Origin of the sequence: Rhodococcus sp. A14 (assembly GCF_011603105.1) — a bacterium.
Taxonomy (GTDB): Bacteria; Actinomycetota; Actinomycetes; order Mycobacteriales; family Mycobacteriaceae; genus Rhodococcus_F; species Rhodococcus_F opacus.
In genome coordinates, this window is the sequence record NZ_JAAOQS010000057.1 from 1 (window position 1) to 25,707 (window position 25,707).

General features: G+C 63.9%; 25 protein-coding genes and 1 pseudogene. 13 read left to right on the top strand and 13 right to left on the bottom strand.

Features of this window, described 5'->3' with window-relative positions; all coding sequences use genetic code 11:
* The 7 genes from G9373_RS26100 to G9373_RS26130 form a co-directional block, all read left to right on the top strand.
* Nucleotides 1–631, top strand: a 631-nt coding sequence (locus tag G9373_RS26100; RefSeq protein WP_167117454.1) for a DnaJ C-terminal domain-containing protein, incomplete at its 5' end; no start/stop codon positions are given.
* Nucleotides 628–957 (top strand): chaperone modulator CbpM, encoded by a 330-nt coding sequence (locus tag G9373_RS26105; protein WP_005567551.1) that lies wholly within the window; start codon nucleotides 628–630, stop codon nucleotides 955–957. The genes G9373_RS26100 and G9373_RS26105, both read left to right, overlap by 4 nt.
* Nucleotides 939–3,572 carry an ATP-dependent chaperone ClpB gene (gene clpB / locus G9373_RS26110; RefSeq protein WP_167117458.1) on the top strand — a complete coding sequence of 878 codons (2,634 nt, stop codon included), beginning with the start codon at nucleotides 939–941 and terminating at the stop codon, nucleotides 3,570–3,572. The genes G9373_RS26105 and clpB overlap by 19 nt, the downstream gene beginning before the upstream one ends.
* Nucleotides 3,573–3,586: 14 nt before the next feature.
* On the top strand, nucleotides 3,587–4,039 hold the full coding sequence (gene trxA / locus G9373_RS26115) for a thioredoxin (protein ID WP_007297052.1): 453 nt from the start codon (nucleotides 3,587–3,589) through the stop codon (nucleotides 4,037–4,039).
* The gene (locus G9373_RS26120; RefSeq protein ID WP_007297053.1) at nucleotides 4,036–4,302 is read left to right on the top strand and encodes a UBP-type zinc finger domain-containing protein; all 267 of its coding nucleotides are present in this window, start codon (nucleotides 4,036–4,038) and stop codon (nucleotides 4,300–4,302) included. Before trxA ends, G9373_RS26120 begins: the two co-directional genes overlap by 4 nt.
* Nucleotides 4,280–6,007, top strand: coding sequence for an FAD-dependent oxidoreductase (locus G9373_RS26125; RefSeq protein WP_167117461.1), 1,728 nt, complete (start codon nucleotides 4,280–4,282; stop codon nucleotides 6,005–6,007). The genes G9373_RS26120 and G9373_RS26125 overlap by 23 nt, the downstream gene beginning before the upstream one ends.
* Before the next feature lie 13 nt (nucleotides 6,008–6,020).
* On the top strand, nucleotides 6,021–6,461 hold the full coding sequence (locus G9373_RS26130) for a DUF1931 family protein (protein WP_005259205.1): 441 nt from the start codon (nucleotides 6,021–6,023) through the stop codon (nucleotides 6,459–6,461).
* Nucleotides 6,462–6,861: 400 nt separating this feature from the next.
* Here G9373_RS26130 and G9373_RS26140 read toward each other — a convergent pair.
* The 6 genes and pseudogenes from G9373_RS26140 to G9373_RS26165 form a co-directional block, all read right to left on the bottom strand.
* A pseudogene (locus G9373_RS26140) lies at nucleotides 6,862–7,077 on the bottom strand (transposase); the annotation flags it as partial.
* 225 nt (nucleotides 7,078–7,302) lie between these two features.
* A complete protein-coding gene (locus G9373_RS26145; protein WP_005568202.1) occupies nucleotides 7,303–8,940 on the bottom strand; it encodes an NAD(P)/FAD-dependent oxidoreductase in 1,638 nt (545 codons plus the stop codon).
* A 743-nt stretch (nucleotides 8,941–9,683) separates the two neighbouring features.
* Entirely contained in the window at nucleotides 9,684–9,812 is a 129-nt protein-coding gene (locus G9373_RS26150) for an integrase (protein WP_246859954.1), read from the bottom strand.
* Between the two features lie 191 nt (nucleotides 9,813–10,003).
* Nucleotides 10,004–10,903 (bottom strand): crotonase/enoyl-CoA hydratase family protein, encoded by a 900-nt coding sequence (locus tag G9373_RS26155; RefSeq protein WP_133985571.1) that lies wholly within the window; start codon nucleotides 10,901–10,903, stop codon nucleotides 10,004–10,006.
* Nucleotides 10,900–11,886 (bottom strand): nitronate monooxygenase family protein, encoded by a 987-nt coding sequence (locus G9373_RS26160; RefSeq protein ID WP_167117464.1) that lies wholly within the window; start codon nucleotides 11,884–11,886, stop codon nucleotides 10,900–10,902. The genes G9373_RS26155 and G9373_RS26160 overlap by 4 nt, the downstream gene beginning before the upstream one ends.
* Before the next feature lie 82 nt (nucleotides 11,887–11,968).
* A complete protein-coding gene (locus G9373_RS26165; protein WP_005256223.1) occupies nucleotides 11,969–12,868 on the bottom strand; it encodes an SMP-30/gluconolactonase/LRE family protein in 900 nt (299 codons plus the stop codon).
* Between the two features lie 260 nt (nucleotides 12,869–13,128).
* On the opposite strand from G9373_RS26165, the gene G9373_RS26170 reads away from it, so the two are divergent.
* Nucleotides 13,129–14,775: a long-chain fatty acid--CoA ligase gene (locus G9373_RS26170; RefSeq protein ID WP_054246223.1), complete on the top strand. Its 1,647-nt coding sequence runs from the start codon at nucleotides 13,129–13,131 to the stop codon at nucleotides 14,773–14,775.
* A gap of 270 nt (nucleotides 14,776–15,045) precedes the next feature.
* Nucleotides 15,046–16,692 (top strand): helix-turn-helix domain-containing protein, encoded by a 1,647-nt coding sequence (locus G9373_RS26175; RefSeq protein ID WP_346842848.1) that lies wholly within the window; start codon nucleotides 15,046–15,048, stop codon nucleotides 16,690–16,692.
* Between the two features lie 40 nt (nucleotides 16,693–16,732).
* Here the strand turns inward: G9373_RS26175 and nudC are convergent, their stop codons facing one another.
* From nudC to G9373_RS26190, 3 genes are all read right to left on the bottom strand, one after another.
* Nucleotides 16,733–17,659, bottom strand: coding sequence for an NAD(+) diphosphatase (gene nudC, locus G9373_RS26180; RefSeq protein ID WP_167117470.1), 927 nt, complete (start codon nucleotides 17,657–17,659; stop codon nucleotides 16,733–16,735).
* A gap of 66 nt (nucleotides 17,660–17,725) precedes the next feature.
* Entirely contained in the window at nucleotides 17,726–18,028 is a 303-nt protein-coding gene (locus G9373_RS26185) for a Dabb family protein (protein ID WP_005568216.1), read from the bottom strand.
* A 70-nt stretch (nucleotides 18,029–18,098) separates the two neighbouring features.
* Complete coding sequence (locus G9373_RS26190) at nucleotides 18,099–18,842, bottom strand: alpha/beta hydrolase (protein ID WP_167117473.1); 744 nt, start codon at nucleotides 18,840–18,842, stop codon at nucleotides 18,099–18,101.
* 227 nt (nucleotides 18,843–19,069) lie between these two features.
* Between G9373_RS26190 and G9373_RS26195 the strand changes: the two genes are divergently transcribed.
* Entirely contained in the window at nucleotides 19,070–20,002 is a 933-nt protein-coding gene (locus G9373_RS26195; RefSeq protein ID WP_007297063.1) for an alpha/beta hydrolase, read from the top strand.
* 24 nt (nucleotides 20,003–20,026) lie between these two features.
* On the opposite strand, the gene G9373_RS26200 is transcribed toward G9373_RS26195, so the two are convergent.
* Both G9373_RS26200 and G9373_RS26205 read right to left on the bottom strand, forming a co-directional pair.
* Nucleotides 20,027–20,782 carry a helix-turn-helix domain-containing protein gene (locus G9373_RS26200; protein WP_037203513.1) on the bottom strand — a complete coding sequence of 252 codons (756 nt, stop codon included), beginning with the start codon at nucleotides 20,780–20,782 and terminating at the stop codon, nucleotides 20,027–20,029.
* 187 nt (nucleotides 20,783–20,969) lie between these two features.
* Nucleotides 20,970–21,119 (bottom strand): hypothetical protein, encoded by a 150-nt coding sequence (locus tag G9373_RS26205; RefSeq protein WP_167117450.1) that lies wholly within the window; start codon nucleotides 21,117–21,119, stop codon nucleotides 20,970–20,972.
* 102 nt (nucleotides 21,120–21,221) lie between these two features.
* Between G9373_RS26205 and G9373_RS46685 the strand changes: the two genes are divergently transcribed.
* Genes G9373_RS46685 through G9373_RS26220 form a run of 3 tightly spaced genes read left to right on the top strand, consistent with a single transcriptional unit; the run spans nucleotide 21,222 to nucleotide 23,715 of the window.
* Nucleotides 21,222–21,527: a CoA transferase gene (locus G9373_RS46685; RefSeq protein ID WP_240960731.1), complete on the top strand. Its 306-nt coding sequence runs from the start codon at nucleotides 21,222–21,224 to the stop codon at nucleotides 21,525–21,527.
* A 14-nt stretch (nucleotides 21,528–21,541) separates the two neighbouring features.
* Nucleotides 21,542–22,687, top strand: coding sequence for an acyl-CoA dehydrogenase family protein (locus G9373_RS26215; protein ID WP_065492503.1), 1,146 nt, complete (start codon nucleotides 21,542–21,544; stop codon nucleotides 22,685–22,687).
* Nucleotides 22,687–23,715, top strand: coding sequence for an acyl-CoA dehydrogenase family protein (locus tag G9373_RS26220; protein ID WP_167117476.1), 1,029 nt, complete (start codon nucleotides 22,687–22,689; stop codon nucleotides 23,713–23,715). Before G9373_RS26215 ends, G9373_RS26220 begins: the two co-directional genes overlap by 1 nt.
* A 111-nt stretch (nucleotides 23,716–23,826) precedes the next feature.
* Here G9373_RS26220 and G9373_RS26225 read toward each other — a convergent pair whose 3' ends face one another.
* The gene (locus G9373_RS26225) at nucleotides 23,827–24,627 is read right to left on the bottom strand and encodes a crotonase/enoyl-CoA hydratase family protein (RefSeq protein ID WP_011598505.1); all 801 of its coding nucleotides are present in this window, start codon (nucleotides 24,625–24,627) and stop codon (nucleotides 23,827–23,829) included.
* 172 nt (nucleotides 24,628–24,799) lie between these two features.
* Nucleotides 24,800–25,699 (bottom strand): alpha/beta hydrolase, encoded by a 900-nt coding sequence (locus G9373_RS26230; RefSeq protein WP_231137729.1) that lies wholly within the window; start codon nucleotides 25,697–25,699, stop codon nucleotides 24,800–24,802.
* Nucleotides 25,700–25,707 lie beyond the last annotated feature (8 nt).

Genomic DNA, 25,707 nt, shown 5'->3' on the forward strand with positions numbered 1-25,707 from the left:
GGGCAGAAGGGTGCACTTCGGTCACGGTGTCGGTGGCGAGGGCGGCGTCGACTTCGAGGACCTCTTCGGGCAGATGTTCGGCGGCGGTGGCGGGTACGGGCCGATTCCCGGCGCCGATCAGGAAGCGGAACTGGAACTGCCCCTGGAAGAGGCGTATCGGGGCGGCAAACGCACTCTCAGACTGGACGGACGGCAGTACGACGTCGACATTCCGGCCGGTGTCCTGGACGGCCAGCGAATCCGGCTGGCCGGGCAAGGCGGCCGGGGCAACGGTGACGCGCCGCCCGGGGATCTGTACCTCGTGGTGCGGATCAAGCCGCATTCCCGGTTCCGCGTCCAGGGCCGGGACATCTACGTCGACCTGCCCGTATCGCCATGGGAGGCGGTCCTCGGGTCGACCGTCGTCATTCCCACCCCGGGTGGCGAGGCGAAAGTCAAAGTGGTGCCGGGCTCGTCGACGGGACGGAAGCTACGCCTGCGCGGAGAGGGAATGCCCAATCCGCGGGGCGCCAACGGCAACCTCTACGCCGAAATCAAGGTGATGGTGCCGCCGAAACCGACAGCACGCGAACGCGAGCTGTTCGAGCAGTTGGCCACCGAATCGAACTTCGATCCGAGGAAAGAGACATGAGCACCCCGACCCCGGTCACCCAGTACGTATTGGTTCGCCGTGCCGGATTGTCGCCAGATGCCTTCGCCGAACGTACCGGGCTGCACCCCGACCTGGCACGAAAGCTTGTGGCTCTCGGCCTGCTCGACGCCCACCGCGCCGCCGGCGGCGAGATGTCGTTCGAACCGTCCGAAGTGGCCCACGCCGCCCGCATCCAACGGCTGCGGACCGGTCTGGGCCTGAACTACTCGGCAATCGGGCTCGTGCTCGATCTGCTGGATCGAATCGAGAAACTCGAAGCAGCTTCCCGCAGAAGGAGGACACCCCCATGGACACCGGCAGCCTGACTGAAAAGTCACGAGAAGCCCTGCAGGAAGCCCAGAACGTCGCGACCAGAATGGGTCACACCGAGGTCGACGGAGAGCACCTGCTGCTCGCGTTGGTCGATCAGCAGGAAGGGTTGGTCCCCCGACTGCTCGAGCAGGCCGGCGCGAACGTCGATGCCCTGCGATCCGACCTGGAACGTGAACTGTCGCGCAGGCCGAAGGTCAGCGGCCCCGGCGCGACGCCCGGTCAGGTGATGATCACCCAGCGTTTGGCCAAGCTGCTCGACGCCGCGGAGCGGGAGGCGAAGCGACTCAAGGATTCCTACGTGTCGGTGGAGCATCTCGTGATGGCCCTCTCCGAGGAGGGGTCGGCCAGTGCGGCGGGGCGGGTCCTCGCCAGTCATGGGGTCACACGAGAGGCCTTCCTCACGGCGCTGACGAAAGTGCGCGGCAATCAACGCGTCACCTCGGCGACCCCGGAGGGGGCGTACGAGGCTCTGGAGAAGTACGGACGCGACCTCGTCTCCGAGGGGCGGGCAGGCAAACTCGATCCGGTCATCGGCCGAGATGCCGAGATCCGCAGGGTAACGCAGATCCTGAGCCGGAAGACGAAGAACAATCCGGTGCTGATCGGCGACCCCGGCGTCGGTAAGACCGCGATCGTCGAGGGCCTCGCCCAGCGGATCGTCCGCGGCGACGTGCCCGAGGGCCTGCGCGACAAGACGATCTTCTCGCTCGACATGGGTTCCCTGGTGGCCGGCGCGAAGTACCGCGGCGAGTTCGAGGAGCGACTGCAGGCGGTGCTGTCCGAGGTAAAGGCGGCCGAGGGGCACATCCTGTTGTTCGTCGACGAGTTACACACGGTGGTCGGTGCGGGATCAGTCGGCGGCGAGGGGTCTCTCGACGCCGGCAACATGCTCAAGCCGATGCTCGCCCGCGGCGAACTGCACATGATCGGTGCCACCACTCTCGACGAGTATCGCAAGCACATCGAATCCGATGCCGCACTGGAGCGTCGCTTCCAGACCGTTCTCGTCGACGAGCCCAGCGCCGAGGATGCGATCTCGATTCTGCGCGGACTTCGAGAACGCCTCGAGGTGTTTCACGGCGTGAAGATTCAGGACGGCGCACTGGTGGCCGCCGTGACCCTCTCGCACCGGTACATCACCGACCGCTTCCTTCCGGACAAAGCGATCGATCTGGTGGACGAGGCGTGTGCCCGGCTACGCACCGAAATCGATTCGATGCCCGCCGAACTCGACGAGCTCACCCGGAAGGTGACCCGGCTGGAGATCGAAGAGGCCGCGCTGTCCAAGGAAACGGACGCGGCCAGCAAGACGCGCCTCGAGGAGCTGCGTAAGGAGCTGGCCGATCTACGGGCCGAGGCCGACGCCCGGCACGCTCAGTGGGAGGCGGAGCGGCAGGCGATCCGGCGGGTGCAGGAACTGCGGGGAGAGCTGGAACGATTGCGCCACGAGGCCGAGGAGGCGGAGCGCAACTACGACCTCAATCGGGCCGCCGAGTTGCGATACGGCGAGATCACCGAGTTGGAACGCAGGCTCGAGGCGGCGGAGGAGCAACTGGCCAGCAGGCAGGGACAGAATCCGTTGCTGCGTGAAGTGGTCACCGAAGACGAGATCGCAGAGATCGTGGCCGCATGGACGGGTATCCCGGTCGCCCGGCTGCAGGAAGGCGAGCGGGAGAAGCTGTTGAAGCTCGACGAGATTCTGCACGAGAGGGTCGTCGGTCAGGACGAGGCCGTGCAACTGGTCGCAGACGCGGTGATCCGGGCGAGGTCCGGTATCCGTGATCCGCGCCGGCCGATCGGTTCGTTCATCTTCCTGGGCCCGACGGGCGTGGGAAAGACCGAGCTCGCAAAGACGCTGGCCAGTGCCCTCTTCGACAGCGAAGACAACATGGTGCGCCTGGACATGAGCGAGTACCAGGAGCGGCACACGGTGAGCAGGCTCATCGGTGCGCCCCCCGGGTACGTCGGGTACGACGAGGGCGGCCAGCTCACCGAGGCGGTACGCCGCAAGCCGTACTCCGTGGTGCTCTTCGACGAGATCGAGAAGGCCCACGCCGACGTCTTCAATACTCTGCTGCAGGTGCTCGATGACGGCCGGATCACCGATTCTCAAGGCAGGCAGGTCGATTTCCGGAACACGGTGATCATCATGACCTCCAACATCGGATCCCAGCATCTCCTCGACGGAGTCACAGCCGACGGCGAGATCAAGCCGGACGCCCGGGAGCGGGTGCTGGCGGAGCTGCGCGGGCACTTCCGTCCCGAGTTCCTCAACCGGGTCGACGACATCGTGTTGTTCACCCCGCTCACGCTGCCCCAGATCGAGCACATCGTCGAGCTGCAACTCACCGACCTTCGGAACAGGTTGTCGGAGCGCCAGATACACCTGGATATCACGCCGGAAGCACGCCGGCTCATCGCCGAACACGGTTTCGACCCGGTCTACGGTGCGCGGCCGCTGCGGCGATACATCGCCCACGAGGTGGAGACCAAGATCGGTCGTGCGCTGTTGCGAGGCGAAATCGAACCGGGTGGCACCATCGGTGTCACGGTGGACGGCGGCGAGCTCGCCGTCGCGTATGCGGAACCCGCCGTCGCGGCGGCCTGAGAAGAGGTGTCGTCATGGGATCCGACAAGGTGAAGTGTCCGAACTGCGGCAAGATCAACAAGGTGCCGGCGGCCGGGGAAGGAAAACCGCGCTGCGGGAACTGTCACGAGCCGCTGCCCTGGATCGCCTCGGCAGGGGACGGCGACTTCGCGGAGGTCGCCGAGAAGTCCTCGGTGCCTGTGCTCGTCGATCTCTGGGCGACGTGGTGCGGCCCGTGCCGCATGGTCAGCCCGGCGCTCGAGCAGCTCGCCACAGAACGCGCAGGTCAGATCAAGCTGGTCAAGGTCGACGTAGATGTTGCTCCCCAGACGGCCGAACGGTTCACCGTCCGCGCCGTGCCGACTCTGCTGGTGATGGACCGGGGTGAGGTCCTCGCTCGGCAGGCGGGCGCAGCTCCGGTACCCCAGCTGCGCACGTGGCTCGATCAGGCACTCTCGGAAAATGCAGGCAAGGAGGCGAAGTCATGACCTTTGTCCATGCGGACCCACACGTGACCGCGATCCGGGCCGTGGTGCCCCGGACCCCGCAGGGTTGCGAGGAATGTCTTCGCCTCGGCACCCCGTGGGTGCATCTGAGGCTGTGCCTGACGTGCGGACACGTCGGTTGCTGCGACTCTTCGCCGGGCAAGCACGCGAGCGCGCACGCTCACGCCATCGGCCATCCGATCGTCCAGTCGATGGAGCCCGGTGAAGATTGGCGCTGGTGTTATGTCGACCAGAACTTCGTCTGAAGACGCCACACCCGTCGGCGACATTCCGCCGGTCGACGACGAGACTCCGGATGCGGTCGGAGCATTCCCGCGGCTGACGGACGACCAGGTCGCAACGCTCGAGGTCGGTGGCACGCGTCGATCGGTTCGCGCCGGCGAGGTGCTGATCCGTGAGGGCGCGCCCAGCCACGACTTCTTCGTCATCCTCTCCGGCAAGGTCGCGATCATCGACGAGGGCGACGTGGACGGCGAACGCCGGATACTGCGCGTGCACGGTCCCGGCCGATTCCTGGGCGAGCTCGGACTGCTGGAAGGCCAGGTGGCGTTCTTCACCGCCGAGGCGATCGAGGACGGCGAGATGCTCGTCGTCCCGGCCGCGCGGGTGCGCGAACTAGTTGCCCACGATCTCGTGCTCAGCGATCTGATCCTGCGCGCCTACCTGGTGCGCCGGCACCTGCTGATCGGACTCGGATCCGGGTTCCGGATCATCGGCTCCTGCTATTCCCCGGACACGTTGCGGCTTCGGGAGTTCGCCATGCGAAACCGACTGCCGCACAGGTGGATCGATCTGGAGCAGGACGAACGGGCGGAGCAGCTGCTGCGCAGCCTGGACATCGCCCCCGAGGACACTCCCGTCGTGATCTGGCACGGCGAGAAGGTGCTGCGCAATCCGACGAACGCCGAACTCGCCCGCATCGTCGGGCTTCCGGTCCCGGACTCGGTCCCGGACGCAGCCCAGGACGTGTGCGACCTCGTCGTGGTGGGTGCCGGACCGGCCGGTCTGGCCGCGTCCGTGTACGGCGCCTCGGACGGGTTGAACACGGTGACGCTGGAGTCGATCGCCGCCGGCGGCCAAGCCAGTACCTCCTCCCGGATCGAGAACTACCTGGGCTTCCCCGCAGGGATCTCCGGCGCCGAATTGGCCGAGCGCGCGGTGATCCAGGCCGGCAAGTTCGGCGCCCGCATCCTGGTGTCCGCCGAGGTGACCGGTTTGGGATCCGAGGACGGGCACCACGTGCTCCGGCTGGCGGACGGCGGCGCGGTCCGCGGCCGGGCCGTCGTGCTCGCCACCGGGGCGCGATACCGCAAGTTGGCAGTTCCGGGGATCGAGGCACTGGAGGGAACAAGCGTGTACTACGCCGCGACCCATCAGGAAGCGCGGATGTGCGGCACCGACCCGGTGGCCATCGTCGGCGGCGGAAACTCCGCCGGCCAGGCCACCGTCTTCCTCGCCGACCATGTCTCCCACGTCCACCTGTTCATCCGCGGCGACGACCTCGGAAAGAGCATGTCCCGATACCTGGTCGACCAGATCGAGCACCACCCGCGCGTCACCGTGCACCGGAACACCGAGATTCGTATGGTCCACGGCGAGAAATACCTCGAGGAAATCGTGGTCGAGGACAACCGCACCGGCGACCAGGACACGATCCGGGTGCACGCCCTGTTCGTCTTCATCGGGGCGACGCCGCACACCGGGTGGCTGGCCGACACGATCGCACTCGACGACCACGGCTTCGTCCTCACGGGCGTGGACGCGGCTCGCGCTCGAGGAGACGGCGACCGGCGGATCGGCGCCGGGTTGTCGAGGACGCTCGAAACCAGCCGGCCCGGCCTGTTCGCGGCGGGCGACGTCCGCCGCGGCTCGGTGAAACGGGTCGCATCCGCTGTCGGTGAAGGAGCGATGGCGGTTCGCCAAATCCATGAATACTTCGAGAGGAGCTGACGACATGCCAGTGATGGGCACCGTGAAATTTCAGCGGTTCTTCCGGGCAGCGGCTGGACTGCAGGTCGACCGGAACGACCTCAAGCGCTATACGGATTTCATCGACGACAAGATCTACGACATGATCCTCATCGGCAAAGCCTCGGCCAAGGCCAACCTGCGGGACGTGATCGAACCGTGGGACCTGCCGATCACCAAGGGGCTGCAGGAGAGCATCCACCGGTTCGAAAAACTGGACGAGGAGATCGAACTTCAACCTCTGCTCGACCAACTGACGGCCCGCCCACCGTTGGACGTGGCCCTCTCCGAGGAGACCGAGCAGCGACTGCCGCTGATCGCCGGAGGCTTGAGCGTGGCGCTGGCGCATACCTTTGTCACGGTCGAGCCGGACCGCAAGAACCCCGGCACCGCCGAATGGAACGTTGCCTTCGACATCTTCCATCTACTGCTCTGACCCCGGACCGGCGGTCCGGGGTCAGAGCAGTAGATCGCCGGGACGCGATAAGGAACTCGTCCGAAGTCACGTATTACCGGTCGTCGACCACCACACCGTGTGATCGTACGGTGCAGATTTTCATAGATGATTGAGCATCAGCGGCCACCGCGCTGTCTGTCCTTCCTCGTTCTGGACGCTTCCGGTCATGGTTGAGGGGTCCGTTCGGGGGCGTGGTGGTCACAACACCGTGAACCGTGCCGGATTCTTGCCGTGCCGGAACGGCCCGAAGGGATATCGGACCTCGTCCCACGTGGAGGCGGCAGTGGCGGGCGCCGCAGGGCGGCGACCAGACCGGCGTGCTGATCGCTGATGATCAGTCGGACACCGGACAAGTCGCGTTTCTTCAGCGAAGCGAGGAAGCCTCGGACCCGTTGCGTTCGGTCGTGCGGGCCTCGGTGCGTTCACAGCGGCCGGCGCCGATCTGTTCGGTGGCTTCGGTTTCGATCAGTTCCTGCATCACCATCCGGACCGACTCACGGATCAGATTCACTCCGTCTCCGGTGCGGAACTCGTCAAGTAGCTCGGACAGGTGAGACTCTACGTCGGAGCCGCGCCGATCGAGCTCGGCATACACAAGTTCTAACGGCAGTTGCGCCGCTTTGGGGCCATTGTCGACGAGCGGACGCCGGACGGTCGTCATGCCCGCGGCTCGCGCGCGTCGAGGGCGAGCAGGTCGGATGCCGCGACGACCGCCATCATCGGAACTCATTTGGCAGGATGTGAGGGCCGCCGGACCCTGCGCCTGACGATTTCCGCGCGATCCGCTGTTGGTCGACCTGTCCGCCGTTCGCGCACGTCATCAGGACAGTGTGAATGCCTTGTACCCGGCCGCGACGTTTTCCTCCCAGTGGTCGAAGTAGGAAGGAAGGCCGCCAGAGTAGTTGAGCATCTGGCTCGGTTTACCGGGAATGTTTGCCCCGTGATACCAAGACTTGGCCCGCGGAAAGAGCGACATGTGGAAGACTTCCTCCACGTGCGCCGTCCATGATTGCTCTGCGTCCTCGCTGGTCTCGAACCGCTGGTATCCGCCGTCGCGAACGTGGGTCAGGAAGTCGACAACGATCTCTCCCTGTACCTCCGCGCATGTGGGCCCGTTGCAGAATCCGGCTGGGCTCTGCGGGCCGTACACGAACATCAGGTTGGGGAATCCCGCAGTGGTGAGTCCCATGAAGGTATCGAGCCGCTCGGACCACTTGTGGCTCAACAGTTGATCATTGGTGCCTCGGATATCGATCGACGTGATGCCACCTCGGTTCGCGTCGAAACCTGTGGCAAAGACCAGGATGTCGAACTCGCGCAGACCGGACTTGGTCTGGACACCCGCCGGGGTGATCCGCTCGATCGGATCCTCGTTGACGTCGACGATGTCGACGTTCTCCTGGTTCACCACATCATAGAAGTTCTGCTCCAGCGAGGGTCGCTTCGTCCCGAACGGATGGGGCGGATCCATCGGGGCAAGCTTCTCAGCCTTGACCGGATCGGTGACGCGCTGATGGACCTTGTTGCGCCAGAAGTCGTACATGGTGCGGTTCGCGCGTTCATCGAGCAAGATGTCTTGATAGTTGGCGAGCCACAGCTCGAAACCGCCTGTGGCCCACATTCGTTCGTAAGTGTCAGCCCGCTCCTCGTCCGAGACTTCGAACACGCTCTTCGGGATGAAGTCCATGTCGAATCCGGCAAACGACCTCCGGCGCTGGGCGAATCGCTCGGGAAGGTTTTCCTTCAGCTTCTCCTTGAGCTGGCCTGTCAACTGTTGCTGCCGCATCGGCAGCGCAAGGTTCGGCGTCCGCTGGAAGATTGTGATCTGTTCGGCGTCCGCGGCGGCCTCCTGGGTGACCTGAACGCCACTCGACCCGGTGCCGATGATCCCCACACGTTTGCCGGCCATGTCCAGACCTTCTTGGGGCCACAACGCGGTATGGTGAGAATCACCTGCAAAGCTGTTGAGCCCGTTGATGCTGGGAATGTACGGCTTGGCACCGAATCCAGTGCAGATCACCACAGACCTGGCACGCAGCATCCGGCCCGTGGAGGTACGCACTGTCCATTGGTTCCGCTCGCCGTCGAAGTCCGCAGACGTCACCCGCGTACTGAAGATGATGTCTCGAGACAGATCGAGCTTGCGGTCGACGTATGCAAAATAGTCGCGCACACCGGACCACGACGGGTAGAGCTCATCGTAACTCCAGTCCTTCCACAGGTCCTCGCGTGAGTACTGATAGATCTGTCCGGTGCTGTCGGTTCGAGCACCCGGGTAGCAATTCCAGTACCAGATGCCCCCCAGCGAGTCACCGGCTTCGACAACCTTCACCGAAAATCCGCGTGAACGAAGTTGATCGAGTTGATACAGACCCGCGAAGCCGCCTCCGACGACGAGGACGTCCAAGACGCCGCTCGTCTCGTCGAGTTCCCTTGGATCGATCGATATCGTGGCCATGTTGCCTCCTTGAGTGAAATGCCCGGGACCCGCGCCGAGGAGCAGATCGATATGTGCCAGTCCGGCCCGTTCGTATGACCGACATCACATACGCTAGGGCCGTTCGAGAACCTGGGACTGTCCGATATCGATCCACCAGACACCCGAAGGGCGCCAGGCACGTGCACGCACGCCTCGCGTGGCGAACGGCCAATTCATCGGACGGCATCCACCATGCAACTACAGCAACATCTTTTGACCGGAACAGTGCCTGGAGCGAATCCGGACACTTCTGCCCAACTCTGCACGTAGAGCATGGAACTCAGCTCCTGTGCCGGCATCCACGCCGACCTCGTGGCACCGTACTTGCCCACCTCACCAGTGAGGGGCAGAACAGCCCTGGCCGAGGTTATGCAGTGGCGAGATGCTCGCTGCGATCGACATGACCGAGACATCGGGTGGATCAAATCTGGTCACTGAAGACGACCGGGCGGATTCGAGTGGCCGTCGCAACGCTTGCGCAATCATTGTGGCAGTCGAGCGGCGAAAGCCGTTGCCGGTGTGGCCCAGTGCAAGCTCTTGCGCGGCCGATTGTTGAGAAGGTCCTAGACCCGTCGCAGGTCGTCGATGGCGTAGGTGCGCAAGTCGGTGCTCTTGGGAAAGTACTGGCGAACCAAGCCGTTCGTGTTCTCGTTGGTACCGCGTTGCGACAGACTTCCGGGTCGGCGACATAGATGCCTTCGTCAATGAGGTGGGCAAGAAGATCAGTGGCGAGCCGTCTCGCTGCCCTGATCCCAGGTCAAGGTGCGCCGCGCGATCGGCGGCAGGTCGCCGACCGCGGTGGCCAAGGCCGCGGCGAAGTCCTCACCCCTGCGGCGATCGGGCACATGCACCAGGCGGACGAAAGGAGAGAGACACACCGGGTTCGCGCGGCCATCGGCACTGCGGAACTACCCCGGTCACAGCTGATCGGCCACCCGTGGGCTCGTCGACACTGCTGGGATTTCGTTGGCCGGTAGGCCGTGACGATGAATGGTTCTACCCGTATTCCGCGAGCGACATCACAGCCTTTGTCTCAGCGGCGCTACCGCTCTATCCAGTCGGTGTAGAAGTCAGGAAGGTCGGTGGATACGCGTCCCTTGAACTGGGGCTTCCTCTTCTCTCGGAATGCTTGGACACCTTCTCTTCCATCTCCGATACTGGTGTAGAACATGGCGAGTGAGTCGATGCGGTGAGCCTCGGCGGGGTGATCGAGAAGCGCGTTGCGGTACATCATCTGCCGGGTCAGGGCGGTCGCGACACGCGACCGACCGCGAGTGAAGCGATGTGCCAGTGCAAGCGCGGCATCGAGAAGTTCGTCCGGCGAGTGGACCGAGCGAACCAGGCCGATGTCGGCCGCGTCGGCCGCGTCGAGGATGTCGGCGGAGTACACGAGGTCGAGCGCGGTGTCGAGTCCGACGATCCTCGTCAGGAACCAGGTCGAGGCTGCTTCGGGTGTGATCCCGAGGCGGCCGAAGACAAACCCGAATCGTGCTGCTGTGGAGGCGAGTCGGGCGTCCGTGGACAACGTCAGGGTGGCTCCGATGCCCACGGCTGGGCCGTTGACGGCGGCGATCACGGGTTTGAGGCAGTCGAACACCGCAAGGGTGACCCGACCGCCGGTGTCGCGGACGCCGCGGGCAATGACCGGGTCCTGCAAGTCCCCCATATCGTGGAGGGTCGGCTCCAATGTCTCGTCGAGACCGAACACGTTGCCGTCGGTCGTGAGATCCATACCGGCGCAAAAGGCACGGCCCGAGCCGGTCACCACCACGGCGTTGACGTCGTCGTCCTCATTGACGGCCCGGAAGAGGTGCTCGAGCTCATCAGCCATGATGATGGTGAAGGCGTTGAGCGACTCCGGTCGATTCAGCGTCACGATGAGCACGCCGTCGCGCAGCTCGAGGGCGATCGTCTCGTACTCGGCATCCACGGTGCGGATCATCGGATGGCACCCGTAAGTTGGGGAAGTCTGTTCACGATCAGATCATGGGCTTGGTTGACCGTGCTGGTCACGATCTCCTCGCAGGTGAGGATCTCGTCGATCAGTCCCTGTGATTGCCCGGCCCACCACAAGCCGGCATCCACGTCACCGCCGGCCAGAACCTTCTGGCGACCGCGCACCCCGGAGGCCAGATCGGCGACGTCGTCGAATGTTGCGTTCGGAAGCGCGGAGATCTCGGAAATTCTCTCCGAGATGGAGTTGCGGGCGACGCGGGCGGTGTTGTTGAACTCTCGGAACACCAGTTGCGTGGATCGTTCGTCGTTGACGGTGATCTGGCGTTTGACGTTCTCATGGACTGTCGCCTCTGTGCTGGCGACGAATCTGGTTCCCATGTTGATTGCGCTGGCCCCCAATGCCAGAGCCGCCGCCAGGCCGGCACCGTCGGCGAATCCGCCGCTGGCGATGACGGGGATCGACAGTTTGCGGGTGGCGGCAGGGATCAGGACGAGACCGGGAACGTCGTCGTTTCCGGGATGGCCTGCACATTCGAACCCGTCGATGCTGACCGCGTCGACTCCAAGCTTCTCCGCCTTCAGCGCGTGGCGCACGGAGACGGCCTTGTGGATTACCTTGATGCCGGCGGCGGCGAAGGCGTGCAGATGGGGAGCGGGGTTGCTACCCGCCGTTTCGACGATGCCCACGCCGGAGTCGATGATGGCAGCGCGGTAGTCCTCGTAGGGAACAGGTTTGAGGGTTGGCAGGATCGTCAGGTTGACACCGAAGGGTCGGTCGGTCATGGACCGACATCTTGCGATCTCCTCGGCCAAGGCTTCGGGTGTCGGCTGGGAGAGAGCGGAGAGGAATCCGAGAGCACCCGCGTTTGCGACGGCGGCGATGAGGTCGGCAGTGCCGACCGCAGTCATGCCGCCACAGACGACGGGATGCTCCACGTCGAAGATCCGTGTGAAGGAGGTAGTGAACACCCCGGGGCTCCTTGGTCAGTTGAAATGTGAGATCAACGCCGGACCCGCTGTGGGAGACGGTTCCGCCGCGGGATCCGGAGGGTCAGGGGCGTCCGGCGTGTGGTACGTCCACTTCGGTGGCGAGCATGCGCCCCAGCCGGGTTGCGGTGCGTTCGGTCTCGTCGAAATTCGGTGCGACGCACAAGAACAGGGTGCGCCCGTCGTCGCCGCCGAGCGCGACGGCGAACACCCCGTCGGGTGCGGTGCTGACCTCGTCGAGGATTTCGCCGCCCTTGGCGATCCGCACCGCTCGGTTGTTCCCGGCATCGGCAATCCACACGGCGCCTTCGGCGTCCAGGGTCAGACCGTCGGGCACGATCGTGGCGGCCTCGAGTCGTGTGCCGACGTCGGGCTCGGCACCGAGATCTCCGTAGCCGGCCCATTCGATTCGCTCGCCGAGCGTGCCGTCCGGGTGGATGTCGAATGCCGAGATCCGATTGCCGAACAATTCGTTGACCAGCAGGGTTGAACCATCGGGAGTGATGACCATGCCGTTGGGGAATGACAGTCCGTCGGCGACGATCGAGGCGCTTCCGTCGGTGTCGACGAGGACGACAGTTGTGTGCTCGTGTGGCGCCCCACCCATGAGGTCGAATCCGAAGTTGCCCACGTAGGCCCTTCCCTGGGCGTCGACGACCATGTCGTTGGCGTGGCCACCGCATAGGTCGCGGATGTCGGCATGCTCGACGAGTGTGCCGTCCGACTCTTGACGCAGCACCTTGCGGTCCTTCATCGACACGATCAGCAACCGCCCGTCCGGCAGCCAACCGAGCCCAGAGGGTTGGTGCGGGACCGTCGCGACCAGTTCGATGCTGCCGTCGGCGTTCACGGCATTCACGGTGTGGGTGTAGAAGTCCGCAAACCAGAGACGTCCGTCATGCCAGCGGGGGCCCTCGAGGTACGAGTAGCCGTCGACAATGGTTCGCAGCGTGTATTCGGTCATGGTTGTGCCCCTTTAGATTTGGAGTCGTTTCGGGCTCGGCATTTCAAACCCGCGGTTTCCACCACTGTTGTCGGCTGAGTGATCAAACGAATGTCCGAAAATGCAACACCACGTTGAGGCAAGGGATGACTCGTTATAGGACACCTTGTGCCTGACGGGGGGTACAGGATCGGCCTATTACGTGGTCGCAGAGTTGGCATCCATCGAGGACCCGACTTGGAGCGATCTGATGAAAGGCGGTAGGACCGGTGGATGGGCTGATGATGAGTAGTCAATTGTCGGTGGCGAGGCTGCTGTGGCGCGCCGAGAACGTGAATGGCGCTCGGATCAACACGGCCTGGACTTCGGACGGGGTTCGCAGTTTCACGTACCGGGACCTGGTCTCCGACGTGAGGGATCTGGCCGGTGCGCTCGCATCGATCGGCGTGAAACGCGGGTCCCGAATCGCAACCATGGCGTGGAATACCCGTCAGCACCTGGCGGCATACTTCGCGGTCCCAGCGCTCGGGGCCGTCCTGCACACGGTAAATCACCGCATGCCGGTCGAACACATGGCCTATACGATCAACCATGTTTCAGATGAGGTTCTGATCGTCGACGAGGATCTCCTCCCGTCGGTAGAGGCGATGCGTGGTCGGATTCCCACGGTTCGTCACCTCGTCGTTGTGGGCGAACCCGGTGCGATCGATGGCTTCGACCAGGTCATTCCCTATGATCAGTTCGTTTCAGGTGCATCCACCCACGGGTCCTTCCAGGAGGTCGACGAAAACACTGCGGCGTCGATCTGCTTCACCTCGGGCACGACCGGGTTGCCCAAGGGCGTCGTCTACAGCCACCGGAGCATCGTGCTCCACGCCATGGCGATCAGCACCAAGGGCGGAGTCGAGATCGACGCAGAGCGGGCCTACCTGCTCGCCACCCAGATGTCGCACGTCAACGGCTGGGGTGTCCCCTACGCGGCGGCGCTCCAGGGCGCACGTCTGGTGCTGCCCGGACCGCACCCCACACCCGAGCGGTTCCTGGACTTGATCCATGGCGAACGGCCCGACACCTTCGTCGGCTCGCCGACGGTCGCCGCCCTCATGCGCGACGAGCACCTACGCCGTAACTGCGGCTACGACCTCTCGGAGCTGAAGACGATGTGGCTCGGAGGGCAGGTGCCGCCGGTCGCGCTGGCGCGGTGGTGGGCTGAGCAAGGCGCCCGCGTCGTAAATGGATGGGGAATGACCGAGACATCTCCGATGGGCACGTTCTCCCCCGGCGGCTCGATGCAGGGCAGGCCACTGCCGTTGTTCGAGCTCCGCGTCGTGGACGAATCCGGCTCACCACAACACTGGGATGGTCAGACCGTCGGCGAACTGGAAGTACGTTCGCCGTGGGTCGCCCGGGAATACCTGGACGATCCACGAACGCCGGACAGCTTTCGAGACGGCTGGCTCCGCACCGGCGATGTGGCGACCGTTCACCCAGATGCCGGCCTGCAGATCAAAGACCGCGAAAAGGACCTCGTCAAGAGCGGTGGGGAGTGGATCTCCTCGGTAGACCTCGAGAATGCGCTCATGCTTCATCCTGCTGTCTCGGAGGCCGCCGTCATCGCCATACCGGACGACACATGGCAGGAACGCCCCCTCGCGTGGCTCCGGCTGGACGCCGACGTGACCGACGAGGAGCTCCGGACGTTCCTGGCGACAACACTCCCCCGATTCTGGCTGCCCGATCGTTTCGTGAGAGTCGATGAGATCCCCAAGACTGCAATGGGCAAGATCGACAAAGCCGACATCAGACGACAGCATCGGGAAATCACAGGTCAGCCCGCATCGACAGACCAGGCGAGCACAGCCTCCGATGGGCGCAACCACAACGTTGCAGTCATCCCCACCAGGTCCGGTACAACGAGCGGACTGTAGCAAAACGGGACACACCCGAAGATGTGAGCCAGGTTACATTGAAAGGAGGGTCAGCTCGGAAAATCCCCTGACCAGTGATGTAAGGTGGCTATGAGTATCGACAAGGCGGGCCGCGAGCCATTGAATGAACGTGAACGATTCTGGATATCAGCGCCATCACGAGAGAGCCAGGAGTTGAGCGCCCTCCGACCCGAGATCGAGGCGTCATGGCGGCGGTGTGAAGTTATCGGCGTCTCGTCCGGCGATGGCGACCTTCCCTACACGCCGGACGTGGATCGTGACAGCCGGTTGAGGAGAGCCGCCGATCCCGTGATCGACAACCTCGTCCTACACCTGCAGGACGCGCCCGCGACCATCCTGCTGGCCGATTCCGCCGCTCAGATCGTCGACCGCAGGGCGGGCGACGCAGGGTTGCGAGCGCGTTTGGACCGCGCCTACGTGGCACCCGGTTTCCGCTATGCCGAGGAGGACACCGGCACCAACGGGATCGGCACCGCGTTGGAGGAGCGACGACCGTTCCAAGTCAGCGGTGGTGAGCACTTCCGTGAGGCGCTGCAGAGCCTGGCGTGCGTCGGTGTTCCTATCATCCATCCGATCACCCGCACCGTGGAGGGGATCCTCGACATCACCTCCAACCTGTCGGACTCCAACGCGCTGATGGGTGCCCTGGCGCAATCAGCCGTTCGCGAAATTCAGTCGCGCCTCTACGCCGAGTCCTCCGATCGCGAGCAACTGCTTCTCCAGTCCTTCCTGCAGGCCTCTCGACGCGGCTCCTCTGCAGTGGTGTCCTTGAATCAAGATGTCATCATGACCACTCCGATGGCCGCGCAGATCATCGACACGTCCGACCAGGCGCTCTTGTGGGATTGGGCATGCCGAATGCTGGCCGGCCGCGACGAGTTCATCGGGGAAGTCAGACTCGCCGACAACGTCACGGTTTCCGCAACTGCACGTAGAGTCGGAGACTCCCGAACGCCGGCGGGCATCGTCATCGAGATGCGGCCACATCCCCGCGATACGAAGAAGTCGCCCGCCCGTCAATTGGCGTCGGCGTCCCCCGTCGAAAGACGCACGGAGACTGTCAAGATTCCCGGCCGCAGTTTGTCAACGAAGCGACTGCAGACCGAACTCGAGCGACTCGCCGCAATCGACGCACCTGTGCTCGTCACCGGAGAACCCGGCGCCGGCAAGTTCTTTGCCGCGAGCGCCCTCCACCGGATGCAGGATGCCGACGGCCATTTCACCGTGTTCGACGCTGGTACCGCCTCCGTCGACCCCGACGCGTGGATTGCCGGACTGGTCAATTGGAACAAGGTCGACGGAGCCCTCATCATCCGGCATCTCGATCTCCTGCCGGAACAACTGGTCTCCAACGTCTGCGCGATCCTCAGCGAGGCCGTCGACAATCGCGCTCACATCATTGCCACCGCCGGCGAAGGGATCCGTCAAGGCCCCGCCGGACGACTGTGCGATCACTTCATGCGCCGCATAGAGATCGATCCACTGCGACATCGGTCGGAAGATATCGCCGACATCAGTATCGCCCTACTACGTAAGCACTCCCCGGACCGCACCGGCTTGCGACTGCAACCCACTGCTTTGCAACTGCTGGTCGCGCGGGACTGGCCGGGAAATGTCAGAGAGCTCGAATCGGTTCTGGCGTCCTCGCTCCTGCGGTCGATGGGCTCCGACATCGGAGTGCAGCATCTGCCCGACGGATACCGCGACGGTGATCTACGCCGCCGAAATGCCTCGACCTCACTCGAATTGGCGGAGCGTGACGCGTTACTCAGGGCACTCGTCGAGACCGACGGCAACAAACTACTGGCTGCGCAACGCCTGGGGGTAGCTCGCTCCACCCTCTACCGCAAAATGCGCGCCCTGGGAATCGACGGAAGCCGGTTCCTTCCGCAGTAGCGCCAGTCGATGACGGGACCGTGCCGATCGAGACAGAGCGTCAATCACCGGCTCGCGCCCAGGCCTCGAGCATGCGCCTCGCAATCGAGACTGCGCCGGGCAACAACACGTCCGCATCCGCCGAGCTCGTCCAATCCCCTGCAGCCAGAGCCTCCCGTACCTCTGCGCGGGTGCACCAGAGAGCTTCGCCGATCTCGCCATCCATGAAGACGAGCTCGTCTCGGGGATCGGCCGTGGCATGGAATCCGAGCATGAGGGAGCGCGGGAAGGGCCAGGGCTGACTTCCGACGTAGACCACGTCGGAGACGACGAGACCGACCTCCTCCGCAACTTCCCGTGCCACACAGCTTTCCAGAGACTCGCCCGCCTCGACGAAGCCCGCCAGCGTCGAGAAGTTCCGTGCCGGCCAGTTCGCCTGACGCGCCAGCAGTACTCGGTCTGCCCCGTCGTGCACCAGACAAATGATCGCGGGATCGGTACGCGGATATTCCTCCCGGCCGCACGCCGTGCACACGCGCATCCAACCACCCGAGGTGATCGTTGTCGGCGCCCCATCCCGCGCGCAGAAATGGGCGTCGTCCTGCCACGTCAGCAATGCCAACGCTGTGACATACCGGTCGGCGTCAGCAGCATCGAGGAGTGCTCCGTGTGAGCGCAGGTCACCGAGCTCGACCAAGGTTCCCGCAGAGGAATTGTCAGCGAGGAACTCGTCCCGCACCGCCCACTCGTGAACCGTGCCACAGACGCCGAGCAGCACGGCGCGCGCGGGAGGCTCGGAGTAGAGGTCGACGGCCGGTTCCAGCATCAGTTGTCTGTCGACAAGCCGGACCTGACCGCGACCGTTCACGCGAAGTATTCGGGCATCCGGCCACGCCTCCACCCACGCAGCCGCGTCGTCACGCACAGAGACGGGACGGCTCAGGGCACCACGTGACGGGGCCTGCCCGCTGTGTTCGACACTCACCACTGGATCACAACTTTCGGAAACGAGCGACACTGTCGACCGGACCGTCGTTCGACGGTCCGGTCGCGCCTATCGCGAGGCGAATTCGATCTGAACGGACGAATACGATTCGGCCATCACCGAGATGAATTCCTGGACGAGGCGCACATGATCGGGATGCGCCAGGTATGTGCGAAAGTCGGGAACGTCTTCGAAGGTCGCGGAGATTGCGTAGTCGCCGCTGCCGGGCTTGAGGGCCAGATCCCTTCCGTAACGGTATTCCACGACCTCCGGAATCTTCTCCGAGACTGCGCTCAGAGCTTCGTGAAAGGACTCAATGTGCTCGTCACTGATGTCCTGCTTCCATTTGAATGTCACAACGTGATTCAACATGGTGAGAATCCTCCCTGGATTCGTGATTCGAACGTGGCATGTCGGAACCCGGATTGCGTTCCCGGTCAGATCAGTACAGAGATTGCTCCGACAACGCCACCGTCTCCGGAGCGTTCTCCACCATGGGGTAGTGCCCGGCTTTGCCCTGAACGGTCTTCAGGTTCCCGTTCTTCAAGGCCGCCAACGTGTCCCCGAGGTAGTCGGCGGTAACGAACGGGTCGCTCTCACCCACGATCAGGGTGGTAGGCCCTTCGTAGGTGCCCATCCGGTCGAGGAAGTCGGGACTGGTCCAGTTCTTCAGGTAGGACTCCCAGGTTGCCTGGTCCATCGTCGAGCGGTTGCGGTCGACGAGGTTCTTCAGATCTGTCTCGTCGATGTGTGGTGCCAGTGCGCCACGGATGGCTGCACCCGGGTCTGCCCAGGCCCCGGCGAAGGAACCGTAGGTCGCTTCGTCGAGAGGGGTACCTGCCGGGGAGACGGGCGTCAGTGCGACGACCGAGGTCACGCGTTCAGGTGCGAGGGTCGCCACCCGAAGCGCTGTGGTGCCCCCCATCGAATGTCCGAGAACGGAAAAGGTCGACCATCCGAGCTGATCGGCGGCGTCGAGGGCGACCGCGGCCATCCCGTCGATTCCGTCGGCCGGTGCTTCGGGCCGGTTGACCCCGTATCCCGGAAAGTCGAGGTACGCGTAGGTGAAGCGGGACTGATCCGTCCGGGCTCGGGCGGTGAGCCATACGCTGCTGTCCAGCGCCCAGCCGTGCAACACCAGGATCCGATGGTCACCGCTTCCTTCGATCGCTGCAATCGCGTTCACTGCCGTTCCTCTCTGTCGGCGACGCTGAAATTCCAGCCGTCTGTTGATCACTCCGAATCAAACTAGAACCGCAGGGCGTCGGCGTGTCCGATTGTGAAACACACGCCTGTGACACCGGGGGCGCGGATGCGTGTGTGATTTTCGGACACTCCCCGCGCCGAACGCACCCATAGTGTGGCTCCACCTGCCGGCTGAACAGACTTGCTCATGACATGAAGGAGAACACCATGGCACTCGATCCTGCGGTCAAGAATTTGATAGACACTTTGAACGAGCAGGGACTGAAGTCGTTCGAGCAGATGAGCATTGCTGAAGTCCGTGAGGTCGTCGAGTCCTTCAGCGGCCTCCAGGCACCGAAGGCGGACGTCGCTCGTGTCGTCGACACGGTCTACCCCGGCCCCGGTGGCGACCAGGCAGTGCGTCTCTACATCCCGGAGTCCGAAACACCTCTGCCGATCGTGGTGTACATCCACGGCGGTGGCTGGGTCGCCGGCAGCCTCGACGTCACCGAGCAGCCATGTCGCGCGCTCGCCGCCGATGCGAAAGTCGTCGTGGCTGCACTGAGTTACCGGCTGGCTCCCGAGCACAAGTTTCCTGCCGCACCCGAAGATGCGTTCGCCGGACTGAACTGGGTCGTCGAGCACGCAGCCGACTTCGGTGGCGACGGCACGCGCGTAGCCGTCATGGGTGACAGCGCCGGAGGCAACCTGGCCGCGGTCACAGCCCTCCGGGCACGCGACACCGGCGCCCCGGCACTGCGCGCTCAGGTATTGATCTATCCGGTCATCGACGGCACGGCACGATTCCCGTCGCGCGAGGAGAACGCCGAGGGGTACTTGGTCACCACGGCAGCCATCGACTGGTTCTGGGAGCAGTACCTGGCCACCCCGGAAGACGCCGAGAATCCGTACGCCTCCCCGGCCAAGGCCGCGGATCTGTCGGGGCTTCCCTCCACTCTGCTGTTGCTCAACGAATACGAGGTCACTCGGGACGAGGGCGTGGACTACGGCCGGAGGTTGGCCGACCAGGGCGTCCCCGTGCAGGTCGAACTGTATGAAGGCCTTGTCCATGCCGTGTACTGGATGACCGGTGCCATTCCACGCAGCGCTGAACTGCACGGTGCCGTCGTCGAATTCCTCGGCAAGCAGTTCGCCGGCTGACCACGGTGCCCCGGGTCGGCTGCATTACGGCCGTACGCTGCGATCGGACCAACTCCGGGCACCTTGCTCCAAGAGCGCGACCAGCCTGTCGCGCTCCTTCGTGATCACGGTGTGTGGTGCGATGACACCGACGGCGGCGACGGTCTTGCCGTTCTCACGAACCGCGACCGAGACACCGTCGCCGTCGGTCGACTCGTTGGGGGAGGCGCAGATTCCGGTCTGTTCGATCTCCGGTAGGGCAGCGAAGAACCGCTCGACAGTGTCGCGATCCTCGTCGGGCAGAGTCTGGATGTACGCCCAGAGGTCACGCTTCTCCATCCCGGCAAGCAGTATCCAGCCGCCGGAGGTTCGGATGAGCGATCGCCTCACGTAGTTCTCGGCGAGGTACGCGAACCGTGGGTCGGAAGAGCAGTAGTCGACGTAGAAGATGTTCGGACCGACGGCGATCGACAGCACGGTCGTCAAGCCGGAACTCGCGTGGACGTCTTCGAGGTCGGCGTGCGTGACCGTCGAGACGGGCTGCCGCCCAGCGAGGCGGTTGAGTAGATACGGGGCACTGCCGAGCGAGTACCGTCGCTCGTGCTCCTCGAGATAACCCGTCGCAACGAGGCCGTTGACGAGACCTTGCGTCGAACTAATCGGCGCGTCGAGCTCTTTGGCCATCCCACTCAAGGTGAGTCCGGTGCGGGATCGGGCTACGAGCTCGAGAATCGCAGCAATGCGGTCCACGGTTCGATGGCGACTGCGGCCTCGAACATTGAGGGCGTCCTCTGGTTGCATCACGGCACATTCTCCCTACGGGCACTGCTCCATCCGAGCGGTCACCACCACTCTATCTTACTTATATCTGTAATCGACTCCTATATTGCGGAAAACTGCTCCGACTGACATAGTCCTTGAAGTGCTTCCTGTCACAGCGAAAGAGTCGTTATGCCGCATACGTCATCGCCGACAAGGTCGTCGGGCGCTACATCGTCATCGCCGTCCTCGTCGCCGCGATGGAGAAGAACCGTACGGCCTCGGCCAGGAGGTCGACGTGCCGATGGTCGATGCCGTACTCGGCGAAGAACTGGAACGACTTCTTCATCATCGCCGGCCGCGCCGATCTGGTGAACAACCCCGCTACGCCTCGGTGAACGACCGCCACACCCACATGGGCGAACTTCTCTCGGCGATCCGTGAGGCCGTCCCGAGCCGGACCACGCGGGAATAGTTGGACTTGTGTCAGACACAGGGAATTCCCGCGTCCGACCTACTCGATCTCGCCCACGCACACGAGAACGCCTACGTCCTGGACCAGGGATTGATCACCAAGCTTGAACACCCCACCGAAGGCGAGTATTACGCCACCCGCACTCCGTTCGCGATGTCGCGCACACCGATTTCGTTCAGCCGACACGCTCCCTTGCTCGGTGAGGACACCTTCACGATCCTCGAAGATCTCGGTTACTCCGCCGACCGCGTCCATGCGCTGGCCGATGCATCCGTCGTGACGGCGACCTCGCCTCAGGCCACCTCCTCCTGAATGAAAGAAACATCATGACCAACCTCAGACTGGTGCCCCCGGTCTCCAGTGACCCACACGCCATGGACGACTTGCGGACCGAAGTCCGTGAGTTTCTTGCCGAGCAACTCAGTGAAGGCAAGATCGGCCGACAGGTCGACTCCTGGTTGACCGGCTGGGACGAAGACTTCACACGTGCATTGGCCGCCCGCGGATGGCTCGGCATGACCGTGCCGGCCGAGTACGGCGGCCACGGTCGCCGCCACCTCGAACGGTTCGTCGTCACCGAAGAGTTGCTCGCCGCTGGCGCCCCCGTCGCCGCCCACTGGATCGCCGACCGGCAGATCGTCCCGTCGCTGCTGAAGTACGGCACCGAGGTCCAGAAGCACAAGTTCTTGCCGGCGATCACGCGCGGAGAATGCTATTTCGGTATCGGTATGAGCGAGCCGGATTCGGGGTCCGACTTGGCAAGTGTGCGCACAAAGGCCACCCGAGTGGACGGAGGGTGGTCCATTACCGGAGTGAAGGTCTGGACCTCCGGTGCTCATCGCGCTGACGCGTTCATCTGCCTTGCCCGCACCGCCCAACTCGATCCGGCACATCGACACGATGGCCTCAGCCAGTTCATCGTCGATCTGCACGCCCCCGGAGTCGACATCCGGCCGATCGTGTCGATGAACGGGCAGCACCACTTCAACGAGGTCCTCCTCGACGAGGTCCTCGTCGAGGACGAGATGGTCTTCGGCACCATCGACAACGGGTGGCAGCAGGTCACCTCGGAACTCAGCTTCGAACGCAGCGGCCCGGAGCGATTCCTGTCGACGTTCGTCCTGCTCGCGAAGACCGCCGAACAGATGAAGCAGGGAACCTTGCCGCGGCATTCGAATCTGGGCCGGTATTTCGGACGGATCGCCGGTCTGCACCAGATGTCGACCGCAGTGGCGGGCGCACTCGAGCGCCACGAGCCCGCCGACACCGCCGCAGCCGTGGTCAAGGTCCTCGGGACGTCCACCGAAGGCGACATAGCCGACTTCGCCGACCTCCTCACCGATGAATCTTCGGCTACTGGTTACGCCTCGATGCTCGAGGACGCCATCGTCCAACGCCCGGGATTTACTCTGCGGGGCGGCACCAACGAAGTTCTGCGCGGCGTGATCGCGCGGGGATTGGGGATGCGCTGATGTACGCACCAACCACGGTCGACGCGGACCTCACCGACATGATGTCCGCGGTCTTTTCCGCTCACCGGGAACGGAACGGGCCCGAGAACGGTATGGCCACGTGCGATCCCTCCCTGTGGGCACAACTCGACGAACTGGGTCTTGTCCGGCTGACCGGCCGCGAAGAGACCGGCGGCAGCGGCGCAGGCTGGTACGAGGCCGCGGAACTCTTGCGCGCCGCGGCATCGCACGGGGTCCGGATTCCTCTCGCCGAACACGACCTGCTCGCCGGTTGGCTCCTCGAAGAGGCCGGCCTACCGATGGACGATGCGCGCCTCACCGCATGCGTACTCGACGAGAAAGGCGTCGCCCGCGGCGTGCCGTGGGCGTCCCAGGCAGACAAGATCGTCACGGTCTGGCGGAAGAACGACACGTACGTCGTCGCCGACCTCGAGTCAACCTTCTTCGACATCACCTCCGGGTCCAACCTCGCCGACGAACCCCGCGACGTCGTTTCCGCGGACACGATCGCATTGTCGGGCACCGCAGTGTCGGACTCGGTGATCCGACAACTCTTTCTGCGGGGCGCCCTCATCCGAGCGCTGCAGGTGTGTGCCGCCCTCGACCGCATCCTCGATCTCTCCGTCGCCCACACCACCGAACGAGTGCAATTCGGACGCCCACTGGCCAGGTTTCAATCCGTGCAGAACCTGGTGGCTGACATGGCAGCCGAAGCTTCCCTCGCCCGAACAGCGACCGAAGCAGCACTGACGGAAGCGGTCCGCACACAGTGGTCGAGTGAGAACCTCGAACTCCTCATTGCCGTCGCCCGGTCGTGTGCTGGACACGCGGCATCGGTCGTCGTCCGTAACGCACACCAGGTGCACGGTGCGATCGGCACCACCCGCGAGCACAGGCTGCACGAATTCACCAAACCCGCCCTGGCGTGGCGCTCGGAATTCGGATCCGTCCACTACTGGGACGACACCTTGACTACCGCCGCTCTCGAAGCAGGTTGCGAGAATATCTGGGGCCTCATCACCCGCTGAAGTGCCCAGGCGCCACCAGAAGGGGCACCAGTTTCGCGAGCAGACCTGAAAGAAGAACTCCGTGGAAGCATCCAATTCGCATCCACGGAGTTCTTCGGTTTCTCGGGCACGTCACTCGCCGGTGAAGGCGGCAGTTCTCTTCTCCATGAAGGCGTTGACTGCCTCCGTGTGATCGGTCGTCTGCTGAACCAGCGCCTGCATGGCAGCGGACAATTCGAGGAGACTGTCGAGGCTTTGGTGCTGTCCCTCGCGGAGGAGCCTCTTGGCCATCCGTACCGAGTGTGGCGGATTGGCGGCCACCCGGCCGGCGAGCGCACGAGCTTCGTCGAGCAGCTTGTCCGGCGCAACGACACTGGAGACCAATCCCCACTCGAGTGCCTTGACCGCGTCGACGCGGTCGCCCGTCAAGATCATCTCTGCCGCCCGCGCCATCCCGACGGCCTTGGGCAGCAGCCACGCGCCACCGTCACCCGGGATGATTCCCAGCTTGACGAAGCTCTCTGCAAAGAAGGCCTTACTGCTGGCAATGCGAAGGTCGCACATGAGGGCGAGGTCGCATCCGGCACCGATTGCAGGACCGTTCACTGCTGCGATGAGAGGTACGTCGCAGTTGTACATGATCCGCGGAATCCGTTGTATCCCAGCCCTGTAGCCATCCCGCTGTTCGTGAGGCTTCCCCCCGAACAATCCGCGACGATTCGCCATGTCCTTGACGTTGCCGCCGGCGGAAAACGTTGAACCGGCACCGGTGACGATGACAGCTCGCACACCGTAGTCGGCATTGACGGCCTCGACGCAGGCGACCAATGCGTCGACCACTTCCATCCCGGAAATAGGATTGCTCTGCGCGGGCCGATTAATCGTCCATGTCTCGATGAACCCGTCGCGTTGGACGAGGACTGGACTATCCATGGGTGTATTTCCCCTAACTTCACTGCGGATCGATCGTTCGACTGGTACCCGACCGGCACGCGAACGAACTCGTCGGCGGCGGTACAGACCCGTGTAGACCGCCGCCGACGAACACCTTCACCTCTTGCCGCCGAGAACCTTCGCGTTCATACGCACACAGCGCAGGCGGAGTTCATGCAAGGCCCAACTTGGGTCGCAGCCACTGGGCAATCCGGCTCAACGCTTGATCCGCCTCGGGCGCCCGCCCCGCGTTGAAGTGAAATACATGCTGTTGCTCATCGACCACGTCGAGCACGACCTCGCCACTCATCTTCTCGATCAATTCGGCCAACCGACGTGAGTCGTCCAGCAGCGTCTCATAGCCTCCGACCGATACGTACACCGGAGGGAAATCGGTGAAGTCGTTGAGCAGTGGGTTCGCCCGCGGGTCCGTTGCATCTGCGGGTTCTGAGAGAAACATCTCCCGCATCATTTCCAGAACCGCCCGCTTGGCCAATACGTCGACCGCGTCGTTCGATTCGACCGTCAACCCCTTGATCTCCATATCCAGCCACGGCGAAAGCGTGACGACGGCAGCAGGAGTGGGAAGTTCCGAGCTCGCGAGTTCGAACGCTGTCGAGATCGCGAGGTTGGCACCCGCCGAGTCGCCGACAGTCGCCGTGTACTCCGCCTTGTAACCTTGCGTGCGGAGCCACTTGTGGACGGCCATGCAGTCTTCGAGTTGGGCCGGGTGCTTGTGCTCCGGCGCGAGCCGATAGTCCACGATCAGGGCGTGAACACCCGCCAGTTTGGCGAGGTGTGCCGCGAGCTTGCGGTGTGAGAACCGTGAACCTGTCACGAACCCGCCACCGTGGGTAAAGACGATCACGCGGTCCTCGGCGGCCCCCAAAGGCTTCGCCCACGTTGCCGGCACACCGTTGGCTGTCACTTCCTCATAGGTGACGTCGATGGGTTCGATGGTCGGAAGATGCCACTCTTCGAACATATCTCGCTGACTGGCGAGGTCCATTCCTTCGGACCGGGTAAGCCACGAAGCGTACAGGTCGTTGAGGAACAGGGATTCTTTGCTCACGGACACGT

Coding starts and splice junctions, on each gene's coding strand:
- G9373_RS26105 (WP_005567551.1), top strand. CDS start 628: ATGAGCACCCCGACCCCGGTCACCCAGTACGTATTGGTTCGCCGTGCC.
- clpB (WP_167117458.1), top strand. CDS start 939: ATGGACACCGGCAGCCTGACTGAAAAGTCACGAGAAGCCCTGCAGGAA.
- trxA (WP_007297052.1), top strand. CDS start 3,587: ATGGGATCCGACAAGGTGAAGTGTCCGAACTGCGGCAAGATCAACAAG.
- G9373_RS26120 (WP_007297053.1), top strand. CDS start 4,036: ATGACCTTTGTCCATGCGGACCCACACGTGACCGCGATCCGGGCCGTG.
- G9373_RS26125 (WP_167117461.1), top strand. CDS start 4,280: ATGTCGACCAGAACTTCGTCTGAAGACGCCACACCCGTCGGCGACATT.
- G9373_RS26130 (WP_005259205.1), top strand. CDS start 6,021: ATGGGCACCGTGAAATTTCAGCGGTTCTTCCGGGCAGCGGCTGGACTG.
- G9373_RS26145 (WP_005568202.1), bottom strand. CDS start 8,940: ATGGCCACGATATCGATCGATCCAAGGGAACTCGACGAGACGAGCGGC.
- G9373_RS26155 (WP_133985571.1), bottom strand. CDS start 10,903: ATGATCCGCACCGTGGATGCCGAGTACGAGACGATCGCCCTCGAGCTG.
- G9373_RS26165 (WP_005256223.1), bottom strand. CDS start 12,868: ATGACCGAATACACGCTGCGAACCATTGTCGACGGCTACTCGTACCTC.
- G9373_RS26170 (WP_054246223.1), top strand. CDS start 13,129: ATGATGAGTAGTCAATTGTCGGTGGCGAGGCTGCTGTGGCGCGCCGAG.
- G9373_RS26185 (WP_005568216.1), bottom strand. CDS start 18,028: ATGTTGAATCACGTTGTGACATTCAAATGGAAGCAGGACATCAGTGAC.
- G9373_RS26195 (WP_007297063.1), top strand. CDS start 19,070: ATGGCACTCGATCCTGCGGTCAAGAATTTGATAGACACTTTGAACGAG.
- G9373_RS26200 (WP_037203513.1), bottom strand. CDS start 20,782: ATGCAACCAGAGGACGCCCTCAATGTTCGAGGCCGCAGTCGCCATCGA.
- G9373_RS26215 (WP_065492503.1), top strand. CDS start 21,542: ATGACCAACCTCAGACTGGTGCCCCCGGTCTCCAGTGACCCACACGCC.
- G9373_RS26220 (WP_167117476.1), top strand. CDS start 22,687: ATGTACGCACCAACCACGGTCGACGCGGACCTCACCGACATGATGTCC.
- G9373_RS26225 (WP_011598505.1), bottom strand. CDS start 24,627: ATGGATAGTCCAGTCCTCGTCCAACGCGACGGGTTCATCGAGACATGG.